Annotated in this window: 14 protein-coding genes; 10 read left to right on the plus strand and 4 right to left on the minus strand. The window is 65.6% G+C overall.

From position 1 onward, the window contains the following. Nucleotides 1-177 precede the first annotated feature (177 nt). Nucleotides 178-1095, plus strand: a complete 918-nt coding sequence (gene argF / locus POR01S_RS22500) for an ornithine carbamoyltransferase (protein ID WP_007162746.1) — start codon at nucleotides 178-180, stop codon at nucleotides 1093-1095. Between the two features lie 48 nt (nucleotides 1096-1143). On the opposite strand, the gene POR01S_RS22505 is transcribed toward argF, so the two are convergent. Continuing rightward, complete coding sequence (locus tag POR01S_RS22505; protein ID WP_007162745.1) at nucleotides 1144-1926, minus strand: PhzF family phenazine biosynthesis protein; 783 nt, start codon at nucleotides 1924-1926, stop codon at nucleotides 1144-1146. Nucleotides 1927-2222: 296 nt separating this feature from the next. Here POR01S_RS22505 and POR01S_RS22510 point away from each other — a divergent pair, with 296 nt between their 5' ends. The 5 genes from POR01S_RS22510 (at nucleotide 2223) to metR (ending at nucleotide 8317) form a co-directional block, all read left to right on the plus strand. Continuing rightward, nucleotides 2223-3095: an MIP/aquaporin family protein gene (locus POR01S_RS22510; protein ID WP_042138459.1), complete on the plus strand. Its 873-nt coding sequence runs from the start codon at nucleotides 2223-2225 to the stop codon at nucleotides 3093-3095. 30 nt (nucleotides 3096-3125) lie between these two features. Beyond that, nucleotides 3126-4634, plus strand: a complete 1509-nt coding sequence (gene glpK / locus POR01S_RS22515) for a glycerol kinase GlpK (protein ID WP_027597604.1) — start codon at nucleotides 3126-3128, stop codon at nucleotides 4632-4634. Between the two features lie 171 nt (nucleotides 4635-4805). Next, on the plus strand, nucleotides 4806-5570 hold the full coding sequence (locus POR01S_RS22520; RefSeq protein ID WP_007162742.1) for a DeoR/GlpR family DNA-binding transcription regulator: 765 nt from the start codon (nucleotides 4806-4808) through the stop codon (nucleotides 5568-5570). A gap of 156 nt (nucleotides 5571-5726) precedes the next feature. Then, nucleotides 5727-7256: a glycerol-3-phosphate dehydrogenase gene (glpD, locus tag POR01S_RS22525; RefSeq protein ID WP_042138461.1), complete on the plus strand. Its 1530-nt coding sequence runs from the start codon at nucleotides 5727-5729 to the stop codon at nucleotides 7254-7256. A gap of 155 nt (nucleotides 7257-7411) precedes the next feature. Then, nucleotides 7412-8317, plus strand: coding sequence for a transcriptional regulator MetR (gene metR, locus POR01S_RS22530; protein WP_042138463.1), 906 nt, complete (start codon nucleotides 7412-7414; stop codon nucleotides 8315-8317). Between the two features lie 24 nt (nucleotides 8318-8341). Here metR and POR01S_RS22535 read toward each other — a convergent pair whose 3' ends face one another. Then, nucleotides 8342-8602: a type B 50S ribosomal protein L31 gene (locus POR01S_RS22535; protein WP_007162739.1), complete on the minus strand. Its 261-nt coding sequence runs from the start codon at nucleotides 8600-8602 to the stop codon at nucleotides 8342-8344. Between the two features lie 398 nt (nucleotides 8603-9000). On the opposite strand from POR01S_RS22535, the gene POR01S_RS22540 reads away from it, so the two are divergent. From POR01S_RS22540 to POR01S_RS22555, 4 genes are read left to right on the plus strand one after another with little or no spacing between them, the layout of a single operon-like run. Continuing rightward, nucleotides 9001-10773: an N-acetylglutaminylglutamine amidotransferase gene (locus POR01S_RS22540; RefSeq protein WP_027601310.1), complete on the plus strand. Its 1773-nt coding sequence runs from the start codon at nucleotides 9001-9003 to the stop codon at nucleotides 10771-10773. 13 nt (nucleotides 10774-10786) lie between these two features. After that, a complete protein-coding gene (ngg, locus tag POR01S_RS22545; RefSeq protein ID WP_042138466.1) occupies nucleotides 10787-12526 on the plus strand; it encodes an N-acetylglutaminylglutamine synthetase in 1740 nt (579 codons plus the stop codon). After that, nucleotides 12523-13710 (plus strand): osmoprotectant NAGGN system M42 family peptidase, encoded by a 1188-nt coding sequence (locus POR01S_RS22550; protein WP_027597600.1) that lies wholly within the window; start codon nucleotides 12523-12525, stop codon nucleotides 13708-13710. The genes ngg and POR01S_RS22550 overlap by 4 nt, the downstream gene beginning before the upstream one ends. A 54-nt stretch (nucleotides 13711-13764) precedes the next feature. Beyond that, a complete protein-coding gene (locus tag POR01S_RS22555) occupies nucleotides 13765-13995 on the plus strand; it encodes a YheU family protein (protein WP_007162735.1) in 231 nt (76 codons plus the stop codon). A gap of 15 nt (nucleotides 13996-14010) precedes the next feature. Here POR01S_RS22555 and POR01S_RS22560 read toward each other — a convergent pair whose 3' ends face one another. Together POR01S_RS22560 and POR01S_RS22565 are read right to left on the minus strand one after the other, a co-directional pair. Further along, a complete protein-coding gene (locus POR01S_RS22560) occupies nucleotides 14011-14340 on the minus strand; it encodes a YnfA family protein (protein WP_007162734.1) in 330 nt (109 codons plus the stop codon). Further along, nucleotides 14334-15476 carry a GNAT family N-acetyltransferase gene (locus POR01S_RS22565; protein ID WP_042138468.1) on the minus strand — a complete coding sequence of 381 codons (1143 nt, stop codon included), beginning with the start codon at nucleotides 15474-15476 and terminating at the stop codon, nucleotides 14334-14336. The genes POR01S_RS22560 and POR01S_RS22565 overlap by 7 nt, the downstream gene beginning before the upstream one ends. Nucleotides 15477-15604: the final 128 nt, after the last annotated feature.

Below are 15604 nucleotides of genomic sequence, written 5' to 3' on the forward strand. Positions count from 1 at the left end.
ACCCCGTCCCAGGCTAGCCGCTCGAAACGAAGGGCCTAGGCTGGGATGGTGGTAAAATGCGACATGAACTTATACCATTTCGCCTTTGGTCTTTCCGCCGTTTGAAACGGCATGCTCTCAGGTTCGCCGCGCCCTCCATGGACGGCCGTTACCGGGACGGGACGCTAGGGTAACGAAATGACGGTTCGCCACTTTCTTTCTTTCATGGACTGTTCCCCCGAGGAACTCCGGCAACTCATCGCACGCGGCATCGAGCTCAAGGCCCTGCGTAACAGGGGCGTGCTGCATGAGCCCCTGCGCAATCGCGTCCTGGGCATGATCTTCGAGAAGGCCTCCACCCGCACCCGCCTCTCCTTCGAGGCCGGCATGATCCAGCTCGGTGGCCAGGCGATCTTCCTCTCGTCTCGGGACACCCAGCTCGGCCGTGGCGAGCCCGTCCCGGACAGCGCTCGCGTCATGTCGAGCATGCTCGACGGCGTGATGATCCGCACCTACGCCCACGAGATGCTGACCACCTTCGCCGCCCATTCCCAGGTGCCGGTGATCAATGGCCTGTCGGACGATCTGCACCCCTGCCAGCTGCTGGCGGACATGCAGACCTTCTTCGAGCACCGCGGCGATATCCGTGGCAAGACCGTGGCCTGGATCGGCGACGGCAACAACATGTGCAACAGCTATATCGAAGCGGCCGAACAACTCGACTTCAATCTGCGCATCGCCTGCCCGGAAGGCTACGAGCCCAATCCGCGCTTTCTCGAACGTGCCGGCGAGCGCGTCCGGTTGACCCGGGATCCGCGCGAGGCCGTGGCCCAGGCGCACCTGGTCAGCACCGACGTCTGGACCTCCATGGGCCAGGAAGAGGAAACCCGCCTGCGCCTGGCAGCCTTCAAGCCCTATCAGGTCACTGCCGAGCTGCTCGATGGCGCCGCGCCGGATGTCCTCTTCATGCATTGCCTGCCGGCGCACCGCGGCGAAGAGATCAGCCATACCCTGCTGGACGACCCGCGCGCCGTGGTCTGGGACGAAGCCGAAAATCGCCTGCATGCCCAGAAGGCGCTGCTCGAATTCCTCATCAAGCCGCCACTGCACGCCTGATCCGGAGCCGAAGGCCTCGGCGGCACCCTGGCCGCCGAGGTCTCACCATCACAGCAGCAACTGCCCGCGCATGACCGTTACCGCGCGTCCGGCGATGCTGACCCTATCCCCTTCCAGCCGACACCTGAGCTGCCCACCCCGCGCCGAAAGCTGCTGGGCGGTGAGCATCCGCTTGGCCAGTCGCCGCGACCAGTAGGGAATCAGGCTGCAATGCGCCGAACCGGTGACGGGATCCTCATCCACGCCCACCGCCGGGGCGAAGAAGCGCGACACGAAGTCGACCTCCTGGCCACGCGCGGTCACGATGACGCCCTGCCAGGGCAGCCGGGCGATGGCCGCCAGATCCGGCTTGCAGTCCCGTACCGCCTGTTCCGATTCCAGCAGCACCAGCAGCTTGTCCGCCGCCAGGGCATCCACCGGCGATACCCGCAGGGCACGCTCCAGTTCGGGGGTCACCCCCAGCTCCGTGGGCACTAGCGCAGGGAAATCCAGCGCCAGCAGGCCGTCCACTTCGCGAAACACGCGCAGAACGCCCGACTGGCTGATGAACGCCAGGCGGTCGCCCGCCTCGCCATACACCTCGAACAGGACATGCGCCGCGGCCAGAGTGGCATGGCCACACAGGGGCACCTCGGTCCGCGGGGTAAACCAGCGGATGCGCCAGGTATCTCCCTCCTGCACTACGAAGGCGGTTTCCGAAAGATTGTGCTCGGTGGCGATCCGCTGCAGCAGCTCGTCGGCTGGCCAGCTGTCCAGGCGGTAGACCGCGGCGGGATTGCCGCGAAAGGGCTGATCGGTGAAGGCATCGACCTGATGAAATTCTAGGGGCATGCGCGCTACCTGAGCAGAAGAAGAAAAACAGCGAGCGTCGCCGTCGCGCGGGCACCAGACCCCTGATGATCCCTGGCCGCGACGGCTACCTCTTGAGACCTGCCAACGGGCCGGTTGTCGCCAGAAGTCCTATGACCAAAATAGCAGGCGGCGTCGCATCGGCAATGAATTGTCGAACGTCGTCACTGTTTTTGCGCTCAGGAGCTTTGACAGTTTTCATATTTGAAATTAGATTTTCGGTTGCGAACAAATGGCTCCCCGGCCACCTATAAATACAACAACCACGAGGCTCCTCCATGAGTACTCTTCTCGCTCCAACGCTACGCGGTCAATGCATCGCCGAATTCCTCGGCACAGCCCTCCTCATCTTTTTCGGCACAGGTTGCGTGGCGGCCGCGAAGGTCGGCGGTGCCACCCTCGGCCTGTGGGAAATCAGCATCATCTGGGGCGTGGGTGTGAGCATGGCGGTCTACCTGTCCGCCGGGGTCTCCGGCGCGCATCTCAGCCCGGCCGTCACCATCGCCCTCTGGCTGTTCGGCGGCTTCGAAAGACGCAAGGTGCCGGCCTACATCCTGGCTCAGGTCGCCGGTGCCTTCTGCGGCGCGGCTCTGGTCTACGGCCTCTACAGCAGCCTGTTTTTCGATTATGAACAGGCCCACAACATGGTCCGCGGCAGCCAGGCGAGCCTGGAGCTGGCCGGCGTCTTCTCCACCTATCCCCATCCTTCCCTGTCGATTGGCCAGGCGTTCCTCGTCGAAGCCGTCATCACCGCGATCCTGCTGGCCATGATCATGGCCCTCACCGACGACGGCAACGGTCTGCCCCGCGGCCCGCTCGCGCCCCTGCTGATCGGCCTGCTGATCGCCGTGATCGGCGGCTCCATGGGCCCGCTGACCGGCTTCGCCATGAACCCGGCGCGGGATTTCGGACCCAAGCTGATGACCTTCTTTGCCGGCTGGGGCGAGATCGCCTTCACCGGTGGCCGTGACATCCCCTACTTCCTGGTGCCCATCTTCGGCCCTATCGTCGGTGCCTGCCTGGGCGCCGCCGGTTACAAGGCGCTGATCTGCCGCCATCTGCCCGGCCTGGCCTCCGGTGCCTGCGACGTTCCGGCCAAGGCCCAGGACAGTGCCCGCACCGAAGTGACCTCCGCCTCCAAAGCGTCCTGATCGCCGCGAATCACAATAAGGAACAAGACCATGACCGACCAGAACAAGCAGTACATCGTCGCGCTCGACCAGGGCACCACCAGTTCGCGCGCCATCGTGCTGGACCGCAATGCCAATGTGGTGACCATCGCCCAGCGCGAATTCGCGCAGATCTATCCGCAGGCCGGCTGGGTCGAGCACGATCCCATGGAGATCTGGGCCACCCAGAGCGCGGTGTTCGTCGAGGCCCTGGCCCAGGCCAGCATCAGCAACGAGCAGATCGCTGCCATCGGCATCACCAATCAGCGTGAAACCGCCATCGTCTGGGACAAGACCACCGGTCGTCCCATCTACAACGCCATCGTCTGGCAGAGCCGCCAGAGCACCGCGATCTGCGACCAGCTCAAGCGCGACGGCATGGAAGACCATATCCGCAAGACCACCGGCCTGGTGATCGACCCCTATTTCTCGGGCACCAAGATCAAGTGGATCCTCGACCACGTCGAAGGCAGCCGTGAACGCGCCCGTCGCGGCGAACTGCTGTTCGGCACCGTGGACACCTGGCTGATCTGGAAGATGACCCAGGGTCAGGCCCATGTGACCGACTACACCAACGCCTCGCGCACCCTGCTGTTCGATATCCACAAGCGCGAGTGGGACGCCACCATGCTCGAGGTGCTGGACATCCCGCGCGAGATGCTGCCTGAGGTGAAGTCTTCTTCCGAGGTCTATGGCCAGGCGCACCTGGGCAGCGGCCAGACCACCGGCATCCCCATCGCCGGTATCGCCGGCGACCAGCAGGCGGCCCTGTTCGGCCAGATGTGCGTGGAGCCGGGCCAGGCCAAGAACACCTATGGCACCGGATGCTTCCTGCTGATGAACACCGGCGAGAAGGCGGTGCAGTCCCAGCACGGCCTGCTGACCACCATCGCCTGCGGTCCCCGCGGCGAGGTCAACTACGCCCTGGAAGGCGCCATCTTCAACGGCGGCTCCACCGTCCAGTGGCTGCGTGACGAACTCAAGGTGATCAACGATTCCCTGGATTCCGAGTATTTCGCCACCAAGGTGACCGACAGCAACGGCGTCTACCTGGTCCCGGCCTTCACCGGCCTGGGCGCGCCCTACTGGGATCCCTATGCCCGCGGCGCGCTGTTCGGCCTGACCCGCGGCGTCAAGGTGGACCACATCATTCGCGCCACCCTGGAATCCATCGCCTTCCAGACCCGCGATGTGCTGGATGCCATGCAGCAGGACGCCGGCGAAGCCCTGAAGTCCCTGCGGGTGGACGGCGGCGCCACCGCCAACAACTTCCTCATGCAGTTCCAGTCGGACGTGCTCGGCACCCGGGTCGAGCGGCCGGAAATGAAGGAGACCACCGCCCTCGGCGCGGCCTACCTGGCCGGTCTCGCCACCGGCTTCTGGAGCAGCCTGGACGAGTTGCGCAGCAAGAGCACCATCGAGCGCGTATTCGAACCGGCCTGTGATCCGACCAAGAGAGACACCCTGTACAAGGGCTGGAAGAAAGCCGTCGAGCGTACCCGTGGCTGGGCGCTGGACTGAGTCGAATCCGACCGGGAGGCGACCGGCACCTGCCGGGCCGCCTCCCGCAAGGCTCCCCCACCAGGCCGGCGTCTTCCGACGCCGGTCTTGCTTTGCGCGACAAGCGCTTTCCACCTGGATAGAGCTACGGCATCCTCTGTGAATTTACTCGATCACCTCAAGGAAGCCGTAATGAGCCTGGCGCCTCGCCAACAGCAGATTCTCGAACTGGTCCGTGAGCGCGGCTACGTCAGCATCGAAGAGCTGGCCCAGCATTTCTCCGTCACCCCCCAGACGATCCGTCGTGACATCAATCAGCTTGCCGAAGCCGGGCTGCTACGGCGCTACCACGGGGGCGCCGCCCATGACTCCAGCGTGGAAAACACCGAATACAGCATGAGAGCGGGCCAGATGCGCGAGGAAAAGCGCCTGATCGCCGAAGCCGTAGCCGCTGCCGTGCCCGACCACGCCTCGCTGTTCATCAACATCGGCACCACAACCGAGGCCATCGCCCATGCCCTGCTCGGGCATCGCAGCCTCAAGGTCATCACCAACAATCTGCACGTGGCCAACATCCTCAGCGCCAAGGACGACTTCGACGTGCTGATCGCCAGCGGCAAGGTGCGCAGCGATGGCGGCGTGGTGGGCCAGGCCACGGCCGACTTCATCAAGCAGTTCAAGGTCGACTACGCCCTGGTCGGCATCAGTGGCATCGACGAAGACGGCACCCTGCTGGACTTCGACTACCAGGAAGTCTGCGTCTCCCAGGCCATCATCCATAACGCCCGCCAGGTGTTTCTCGCCGCCGACTCCAGCAAGTTCGGCCGCAACGCCATGATTCGCCTTGGCAGCCTGGAACAGATCGACCAGCTGTTCACGGAGCAGGAGCCTTCTCCGGCCTTCGCGCGCTGCCTGCGCGAGTGGCAGGTCAAGGTCGAAGTGGCGCGTCCGCGCTGATCCCTCGAGGCGACGACCATTCGTCGCCTCGCCTCTGTCTATATTCGTTTTTTTTCGTTTTAGCGGTCTTAAGCCACAGGCTTGGCTAGAACCTGAGTTTTTGCTGGGCTATTATGTTCGAAACCGAATAATTATGTTCGTTTCACAGGAGGCATCATGGCCCAGGCACCCACTGCAACTCCCCGGACTTACGATCTCGCCGTCATCGGCGGTGGCATCAACGGTGTAGGCATCGCGGCCGATGCAGCCGGTCGGGGTCTGTCGGTGTTTCTCTGTGAACGCGACGACCTGGCGAGCCATACCTCTTCCGCCAGCAGCAAGCTGATCCATGGTGGCTTGCGCTACCTGGAACATCACGAATTCCGCCTAGTGCGCGAAGCCCTCGCCGAGCGTGAGGTGCTGCTGGCCAAGGCGCCCCATATCGTCAAGCCGATGCGCTTCGTCCTGCCCCACCGTCCGCACCTGCGTCCGGCCTGGATGATCCGTGCCGGTCTCTTCCTTTATGACCACCTCGGCAAGCGCGAAAAGCTGCCGGGCTCCCGTGGCCTGAAGTTCGATGCCCAGGGGCCGCTCAAGGCCCAGATCAAGCGCGGCTTCGAATATTCCGATTGCTGGGTGGACGACGCCCGCCTGGTGGTGCTCAACGCCATGCAGGCGCGCGACAAGGGTGCCGACATCCTCACCCGCACCCGCTGCGTCAGCGCCCGGCGCGTCGAGGGTCACTGGGAAGTCGAGGTCGAGGGGCCCCAGGGCCGCCAGCAGATCCGCGCCAAGGGCCTGGTCAATGCCGCCGGCCCCTGGGTCGCCAGCTTCATCCGCCAGGACCTGCAGCAGAAGTCGCCCTATGGCATCCGCCTGATCCAGGGCAGCCACGTCATCGTGCCCAAGCTGTACGAAGGCGAGCAGGCCTACATCATGCAGAACGAAGACCGCCGTATCGTCTTCGCCATCCCCTACCTCGGCCAGTACACCATGGTGGGGACCACGGATCGCGAGTACCAGGGCGATCCGGCCAAGGTGACCATCACCGACCAGGAAATCGACTACGTCCTCGGTGTGGCCAACGCCCACTTCCGCAAGCAGCTCAGCCGCGACGATGTGCTGCACACCTTTTCCGGTGTGCGCCCGCTGTGCGACGACGAATCGGACAACCCCTCGGCCATCACCCGTGACTACACCCTGTCGCTGGCCGAGGAACAGGGCGCGCCGCTGCTGTCGGTGTTCGGTGGCAAGCTGACCACCTACCGCAAGCTGGCCGAATCGGCCATGGCGCAGCTGCAGCCTTTCTTTCCGCAGCTGGGCAACAGCTGGACCGCGTCGGCACCGCTGCCCGGTGGCGAGCAGATGACTACGCCCCAGGCGCTGACCCGCGAATTGCTGGACAAGGTCAGCGGCCTGACGCCCGCCCTGGCACAACGCTGGGCGACCACCTACGGCAGCCGCGTCTGGACCCTGCTGGGCGATGCGCGCTCCGTGGAGGAGCTGGGTGCGGTGCTAGGCGCCGATCTGCATGTGCGTGAGGTGGAATACCTGCAGCGTCACGAGTGGGTCACTCGCGCCGATGACGTGCTCTGGCGGCGGACCAAGCTGGGCCTGGTGTTCACCGACGCCGAGCGGACGGCCCTGGAAGACTTCCTGGCGCAGTCGGAACCGGCCCAGGCCACCAAGGGCAGCAACGCGGCCTGAGACCCGGGAAGAGTTGTCTCCGAGTGGGCAATCCGCTCGGGGACGGTCGGAACTCACCCGGCAATCGAACCGGCAAGGACTGGCCAGAGGCGTCAGAGCATAGGCAGCACCATGAAAAGTCTTCATGATGCGCCTTTGTCTCCAGTACCAGCGCCATGTTCGAACTCCGTCACCTGAAAACCCTGCATGCTCTCCGTGAATCCTCCAGCCTGGTGGAAGCCGCAGAGCGATTGCACCTGACCCAGTCCGCGCTCTCCCATCAGTTCAAGGAACTGGAAGAGCGCCTGGGGACCCCGCTGTTCATCCGCAAGACCAAACCCATTCGCTTCACCAGTGCCGGCCTGCGGCTGCTGCAGACCGCAGACGCGGTGTTGCCGCACCTGCGCAGTGCCGAGCGGGACCTGGCGCGTCTGGTCGGGGGTACGGCGGGTCGCCTGCACATGGCCATCGAATGCCACAGCTGCTTCCAGTGGCTGATGCCGACCATTGACCAGTTTCGTGATTCCTGGCCGGAAGTGGAGCTGGACCTGGCCTCCGGCTTTTCCTTCGCGCCCCTGCCGGCGCTGGCCCGTGGCGATCTGGACCTGGTGGTGACGGCCGATCCGGTCGACCTCTCGGGGGTGACCTATGTGCCGCTGTTCACCTACGAGGCCCTGCTCGCGGTAGCTAACCAGCATCCGCTGGCGCAGCGGCCCTATATCGTCCCCGAGGATCTCGCCCAGGAAACGCAGATCACCTATCCGGTGGAGCGCGATCGGCTGGATATCTTCACCCGCTTCCTCGATCCGGCCGATGTCGAGCCGCTGTCGGTGCGCACGGCGGAGATGACGGTGATGATGCTGCAGCTGGTGGCCTCGGGGCGTGGCGTCTGCTGCCTGCCCAACTGGGCGATCCACGAGTACAGCTCGCGCGGCTATGTGACCGCGCGGCGGCTGGGCGAGAAAGGGCTCTATGCGGCGATCCGCGAAGACATGCTGGAGGCGCCCTTCATGCAGGATTTCCTGCTGACCGCCAAGGACACCTCCTTCGCCACCCTGGAAGGGGTCAGCAGCGCGCGCTGAGCCGGCGCGCTGCTCGCGAGGGGCTTACTTGCTGTTGCCGCCCGGGAAGCCGGCAAACTTCTTGTTGAAGCTGGAGACCCGACCTTCGACCTTCATCTGGCGCTGCTCACCGGTATAGATGGGGTGCGAGGCGCTGGATACGTCGAGGCTGATGTAGGGATAGGTCTCGCCTTCGTATTCCTGGGTACGGTCGCTCTCGGCGGTGGAGCGGATCAGGAAGTAGGTGTCCGAAGTGGTGTCGTGGAACAGCACGGGACGATAGTTGGGATGGATACCGGGTTTCATGAGGCGTCTCCTGGTCTGGGCGCCCGAGACGGGATGTCTCCTGCGCACCGATTAAAGATACATTATAACATATAAAGGTCGTTTTTGCAGCCTCGCCTGTGACGGTGACGGCAGCCATGGCCTTTGCAATGGAACCATCCGCCGCGCGCGGGGCTCGTAACCTGAGGCCCTGACCGGCGGTACCCCACCCTCTCTGAGACCCGCTGTCGGTCGGTGCGTGCGTTCAGGCCCGCGGCGCCAGACAGACGAACTGTCCGCCCCCTGCCCTGTTCACCCGCACAGCGCCCCTGCATTGGCTTCTCAAGGATGGCGAGAAGTCCACACGCATTGGATGCGCACGCCGGGTTCGGGACTGAACTCACCGCGCCGCATCCCAAGGATTCAAGAGGCACAGCACCATGTGCGGCATCGCCGGAGAGCTTCGTTTCGATCGTCAACCTGCATCCATCAGCGCGGTGGAGCGCATCACCCACCGCCTCGAACAGCGCGGCCCCGACGCCTGGGGTTTCCATAGCCAGGGGCCGGTCGCCCTGGGCCATCGGCGGCTGAAGATCATGGATCTGGCGGAAGCCTCGGGCCAACCCATGATCGAGCCCGAGCTGGGGCTGTCGATGGTGTTCAACGGCGCCATCTACAACTACCCGGAACTGCGCAGCGAGCTGGAAGCCAAGGGTTACCGCTTCCACTCCGGCGGCGATACCGAGATCCTGCTCAAGGCCTATCACGCCTGGGGCAAGGCCATGTTGCCCAAGCTCAATGGCATGTTCGCCTTCGCCATCTGGGAGCGCGACAGCGGTCGGCTGTTCATCGCCCGGGATCGCCTGGGCATCAAGCCGCTGTACCTGTCCTTTACCGACAAGCGCCTGAGATTCGCCTCCAGCCTGCCCGCGCTGCTGGAAGCCGGTGACATCGACACCCGCATCGATCCGGTCGCCCTCAACCACTACCTGAATTTCCATGCCGTGGTGCCCGCGCCGCGCACCATCCTGCAGGGCGTGCAGAAGTTGCCCCCGGCGACCTGGATGACTGTGGACGCCTCCGGCCAGCAGCACCAGGAAACCTGGTGGACCCTGGACTACGGTCCCCACGAAGACGAGCGTCGCTACACCCTGGACGACTGGGCCGAACGGGTCCTGCATGGCCTCAAGGACGCCGTGGCGATCCGCCAGCGGGCGGCGCGCGAGGTGGGGGTGCTGCTTTCCGGCGGGGTGGATTCCAGTCTGCTGGTCGGCCTGCTGCACGATTCGGGGGTAAAGGACCTGCTGACCTTCTCCATCGGCTTCGAAGATGCCGGCGGCGAGCGCGGCGACGAATTCCAGTATTCCGACCTGATCGCCAATCACTACGGCACCCGCCACCACCAGTTGCGCATCGCCGAGGACGAGATCATCCAGCAGCTGCCGCGCGCCTTCTCGGCCATGAGCGAGCCGATGGTGAGCCATGACTGCATCGCCTTCTACCTGCTGTCGCGGGAGGTCTCCAAGCACTGCAAGGTGGTGCAGAGCGGCCAGGGCGCGGACGAACTCTTCGCCGGCTACCACTGGTATCCCCAGGTGCATGGCGCCGCCGATCCCTTCGCCGCCTACCGCGCCGCCTTCTTCGATCGCGACTATGCCCAGTACGCCGCCACCGTGCAGGCCGGCGTGCGCCTGGAGGAAGACGCCGCCGAGACCTTCGTCCGCCAGCACTTCGCCAAGCCCGGCGCCAGCGCCGGCGTCGACAAGGCCCTGCGCCTGGACAGCACCGTGATGCTGGTGGACGACCCGGTCAAGCGGGTCGACAACATGACCATGGCCTGGGGCCTGGAAGCCCGGGTGCCCTTCCTCGACTATCGCCTGGCCGAACTCTCGGCACGCATCCCCGCCGAATTCAAGCTGGGCGACGGCGGCAAGCAGGTGCTCAAGGCGGCAGCGCGCAAGGTCATTCCCCAGGAAGTCATCGACCGGCCCAAGGGCTATTTCCCGGTGCCGGGCCTCAAGCACCTGGAAGGCAACACCCTGACCTGGGTGCGGGAACTGCTGCTGGACCCGAGCCAGGATCGCGGCCTGTTCGAGACCGCCGAGATCGATCGCCTGCTGACCAATCCGGCCGACCGCATCACCCCCCTGCGCGGTTCCAAGCTCTGGCAACTCGCGGCGCTCAACCTCTGGCTGAGCGAGCACGGACTGTAAGGGCGGAACACCCATGAAAGCGACCAGCTACAACCAGCGCCTCCAGCGCGCCCAGACGCCCTCCTACGAACGGCTGCAGGCGCGCCTGGCGGAAGGCGACCAGCCGACCTGCCAGCCGCTCTCCCTGCATTGCGGCTGGGGCCGGCTGCTCATCGGCCATACCTATCCCGACCCCGCCAGCCTGGCCAAGGAACTGCTCACCGAAACGCCTGGCGAGCGCGACATTGCCCTCTATGTGGCCGCGCCCCACCAGGTGCTGGCCCAGGCACCGCAACAGCTGTTTCTCGACCCCAGCGACACCCTGCGGATCTGGTTCAGCGACTATCGTCCGGCCCGACGGATCTATCGTGGCTTTCGCATCCGCCGGGCCTGCTCCGCCCAGGACTGGAGCGAGATCAACCGCCTCTACCAGCAGCGCCACATGCTGCCCGTCGACACCGAGCGGCTGACCCCGCGGCACAAGGGCGGCCCGGTGTACTGGCTGGCGGAGGACGACGACAGCGGCGCCATCATCGGCTCGGTGATGGGGCTCAATCACGTCAAGGCCTTCCAGGACCCGGATGGCGGCTCTTCGCTCTGGTGCCTGGCGGTCTCCCCGGACTGCAGCAGACCCGGCGTCGGCGAGGCGCTGGTGCGCCATCTGATCGAACACTACGCCAGTCGCGGCCTGGCCTTTCTCGACCTGTCGGTGCTGCACGACAACCTGCAGGCCAAGCGGCTCTACGACAAGCTGGGCTTCCGGCCGCTGCAGACCTTCGCGATCAAATGCAAGAACGGCATCAACCAGACGCTGTTCCTCGGTCCGGGGCCGGCGGCCGAGCTCAATCCCTATGCGCGCATCATCGTCGACGAAGCCCTGAGGCGCGGCATCGAGGTGCAGGTGGATGACGCCGAGGGTGGTCTCTTCACCCTGATCCAGGGCAACCGGCGCATCCGCTGCCGCGAGTCCCTGACCGACCTCACCTCCGCGGTGACCATGACCCTGTGCGCCGACAAGGTGCTGACCAGCCGTACCCTGGCCCGGGCCGGGCTGCGGGTGCCGGAACAGCAACTGGCGGGCGGCGACGACGACAACGCCGCCTTCCTGGAGAAACACGGCGCTCTGGTGGTCAAGCCGGTCAACGGCGAACAGGGCAAGGGCGTGGCGGTGGACATCCGCGACGCCGAGCACCTCGCCGCGGCCATCCAGGCCGCGCGTCGGTATGACGACCGGGTGCTGCTGGAAAGCTTCCACCAGGGTCTCGACCTGCGGGTGGTGGTCATCGGCCACGAGGTAGTGGCCGCCGCCATTCGCCGTCCGGCAGAGATCGTCGGCGATGGCCAGCACAGCGTCAGGGACCTGATCGAAGCCCAGAGCCGCCGGCGCCAGGCCGCCACTGGCGGCGAGTCGCGCATCCCGGTGGACGAGGAAACCGAACGCGCCATCCGCAGCGCCGGCTACGAGTGGGACAGCATCCTGCCAACCGGCACCCACCTGGCCGTGCGCAAGACCGCCAATCTGCACACCGGCGGCATCCTCGAGGACGTCACCGACGGCCTCCATCCGGTGCTGGCCGACGCTGCCGTCCAGGCGGCCCGGGCGCTGGACATCCCGGTCACCGGCATGGACCTGCTGGTGCCCGCCGCCGATGCGCCCGACTACGTCATCATCGAAGCCAACGAGCGGCCGGGCCTGGCCAATCACGAACCGCGTCCCACCGCCGAACGCTTCATCGACCTGCTGTTCCCGCTGTCCCGGGAGGTTCCGCTATGAATCGCTTGCCCGAGCCCGATCTGGATTACCTGCGCAAGGTCCTGCTGGACATGCTGGCGATCCCCAGTCCCACGGGTTTCACCGACACCATCGTCATGTATGTCGCCGAACGGCTCAACGAACTGGACATCCCCTTCGAGCTGACCCGTCGCGGCACCATCCGCGCCACCATCAAGGGCCACAAGGAGAGTCCGGACCGGGCGGTCTCCGCGCACCTGGACACCATTGGCGCCATCGTCCGCGAGATCAAGGACAACGGCCGCCTGGGTCTGGCAGCCGTGGGCCACTGGTCCAGCCGTTTCGCCGAAGGCAGCCGCGTCAGCCTGTTCACCGATGACGGCACCCTGAGGGGCAGCGTTCTGCCGCTGCTCGCCTCCGGCCACGCCTTCAACACCGAGATCGACAAGATGCCGGTGACCTGGGACCACATCGAGCTGCGCCTTGATGCCGTGACCAAGAGTCGCCACGAGACCGAGCAGCTGGGCGTGCAGATCGGCGACTTCGTCGCCTTCGATCCGCTTCCGGAATTCACCGACAGCGGCTACATCAGTTCGCGCCATCTGGACGACAAGGCCGGCGTCGCCGCCCTGCTCACCGCCCTGAAGATGCTCAAGGAAAGCGGTCAGACCCCGCCGATCGACTGCCACCCGCTGTTCACCATCACCGAAGAGGTGGGCTCGGGCGCCGCCGGTGCCCTGCCCTGGGACGTCAGCGAATTCGTCGGTATCGACATCGCCCCCGTGGCGCCCGGCCAGCGCTCCGACGAGCACCGCGTCAGCGTGGCCATGCAGGATTCCGCCGGCCCCTACGACTATCACCTGTCGCGGCACCTGCTGCGCCTGGCGCAACGCAACGACATCCCGGTGCGCCGCGACCTGTTCCGCTACTACTACAGCGACGCCCATTCGGCGATCAGTTCCGGCCAGGACGTGCGGGTAGCCCTGCTGGCCTTTGGCTGCGACGCCACCCACGGCTACGAGCGCACCCATATCGTCAGCCTGGCGGCGCTCAGCCAGCTGCTGACCGGCTACATGCTCAGCCCGCCGGTGTTCGACAGCGATGCCCAGCCGGCCGACAGCTCCCTCGACCGCTTCGGTCACCAGTTGCTGCCGGAAGACACCCAGATGGACAACCAGACGCACCTGCCGCCGCTGGAGGAGGTCGTCGGCGACGGCAGCAAATAGCGTTCGATCAACGCGCCTGGGGTATCCTGGGCGCCTTTTTCCAGGCACCTCTCGATGATCATCCCCCACGACCAGCTCGCTGCCGCCACCCTCGACAACCTGCTGGAAGACTTCGTCACCCGCGACGGCACCGACAACGGTGACGAAACGCCCCTGGCGACCCGGACCCAGCGTGCGCGCCGCGCCCTGGAAACCGGCGAAGCCGTGATCCTCTTCGATCCGGACAGCGCCCTCTGCCAGCTGGTGCTGCGCCGCGACGTGCCGCCCGAACTGCTGGACGACTAGCGCCTCTCGCGCCTGTCAGGCGCTGCCACGCGGCGCCAGCAGGATCACCAGGGCCCCGGCCACACAGAGCAGACCACCAGCCAGATCCGTCCAGGTCGGTCGGGTACGCTCGACCAGCGCCAGCCAGCCCAGCGAAGCCACCACATAGATGCCGCCGTAGGCCGCATAGGCGCGTCCGGCGTAGGCCGCCTCGATACGGGTCAGCAACAGGGCGAAGAGCACCAGGCTGGCGAGTCCCGGCGCTATCCACCAGGGACTGCGATCCAGCCGCAGCCAGAGCCAGAAGGCATAGCAGCCGGCGATCTCGAACAGCGCGGCCAGCAGGAACCAGAGATAGTTCAGCATGGCGCCGCGCCGTCCTCCTGGCGATAGGGCAAGGCCTCGGCAGCCCGCTGCGCATAGGCCTGGACGCCGTCGCGCTCCTGCTCGAGAAACTCCGCCACTGCCGCTCTCAGGCCCGGATGCACCAGGTAGTGCCAGGAACGGGTCAGGGTCGGCTCGAAGCCACGAATCAGCTTGTGTTCGCCCTGGGCGCCGGCATCGAAGCGCTGCAGCCCCTCGGCGATGGCGTATCCGATCCCCTGGTAGAAACAGGTCTCGAAATGCAGCTGATCGAATTCCTGCAGGCAGCCCCAGTAGCGGCCATAGAGGGTGTCGCCGTCCTTGAGATAGAAGGCCATGGCCACCGGCCGGCTGCCCTGGCGGACCAGCACCACCCGGATCGCCGCAGGCAGCCGCTCGGCCAGCAGACTGAAGAAGGCACGGGTCAGATAGGGATCCTGGCCGCGCACCTCGTAGGTGTTGGCGTAGCAGGCATAGATGAAATCCCACTCCGCTTCGCTCAACTCTCCGCCCTGGCGCCATTCGAAGCTCACCCCCAGGCCCGCGACCTGGTCGCGCTCCTTGCGCAGCTGCTTGCGCTTGCGCGAGGTCAGGGCGGCGAGGAAATCGCCGTAGTCGCCATAGCCGCGGTTGTGCCAGTGGAACTGGCAGCCAAGCCGCGCCAGCCAGCCCTCCCGATCCTCGAGCAGCGCATCGGCCTTGGGATCTGTGAAGTTGACGTGCAGGCTGGAGAGCTCCAGGCCGGCCAGGCTGCCGGTGGTGGCGTCCAGCAGGATCGCGCAGGCGGCGGGATCGCCCAGCAGGCGCGCGCCCTGTACCGGTGAGAAGGGCACTGCGGCCAGCAGCTTGGGGTAGTAGTCGATCCCGGCCCGGCGGCAGGCATCGGCCCAGGCCCAGTCGAAGACGTATTCGCCATAGGAATGCATCTTGAGATAGGCCGGCATGGCGGCCCGCAGCTGCCCCTGTTCATCCTTGAGGATCTGGTGCGCCGGTTGCCAGCCGGTCCCCTGCCCGAGGCTGCCACTGTCTTCCAGGGTGGCGAGGAATTCATGGCGCAGAAAGGGCTGGTCGTCCGCCAGCAGCGCGTTCCACTGGGCGGCAGGCACCTGGGCCAGGCTGTAGAGATACTCGACGATCATCCCACTCCCCTTGCTTGGACTCGGCCTACAGATCTAACACAGTAGCCGGACGGCTCCTGTGAAAGACTCTGGCGGCTGGCTTTCGTGCGGACGAAAAAAAACCGCCGTGAGGCGGTTTCTTTCGAGTG

The sequence above is a fragment of the Pseudomonas oryzihabitans NBRC 102199 genome (assembly GCF_000730625.1).
In the GTDB taxonomy this organism is placed as follows: Bacteria; Pseudomonadota; Gammaproteobacteria; order Pseudomonadales; family Pseudomonadaceae; genus Chryseomonas; species Chryseomonas oryzihabitans.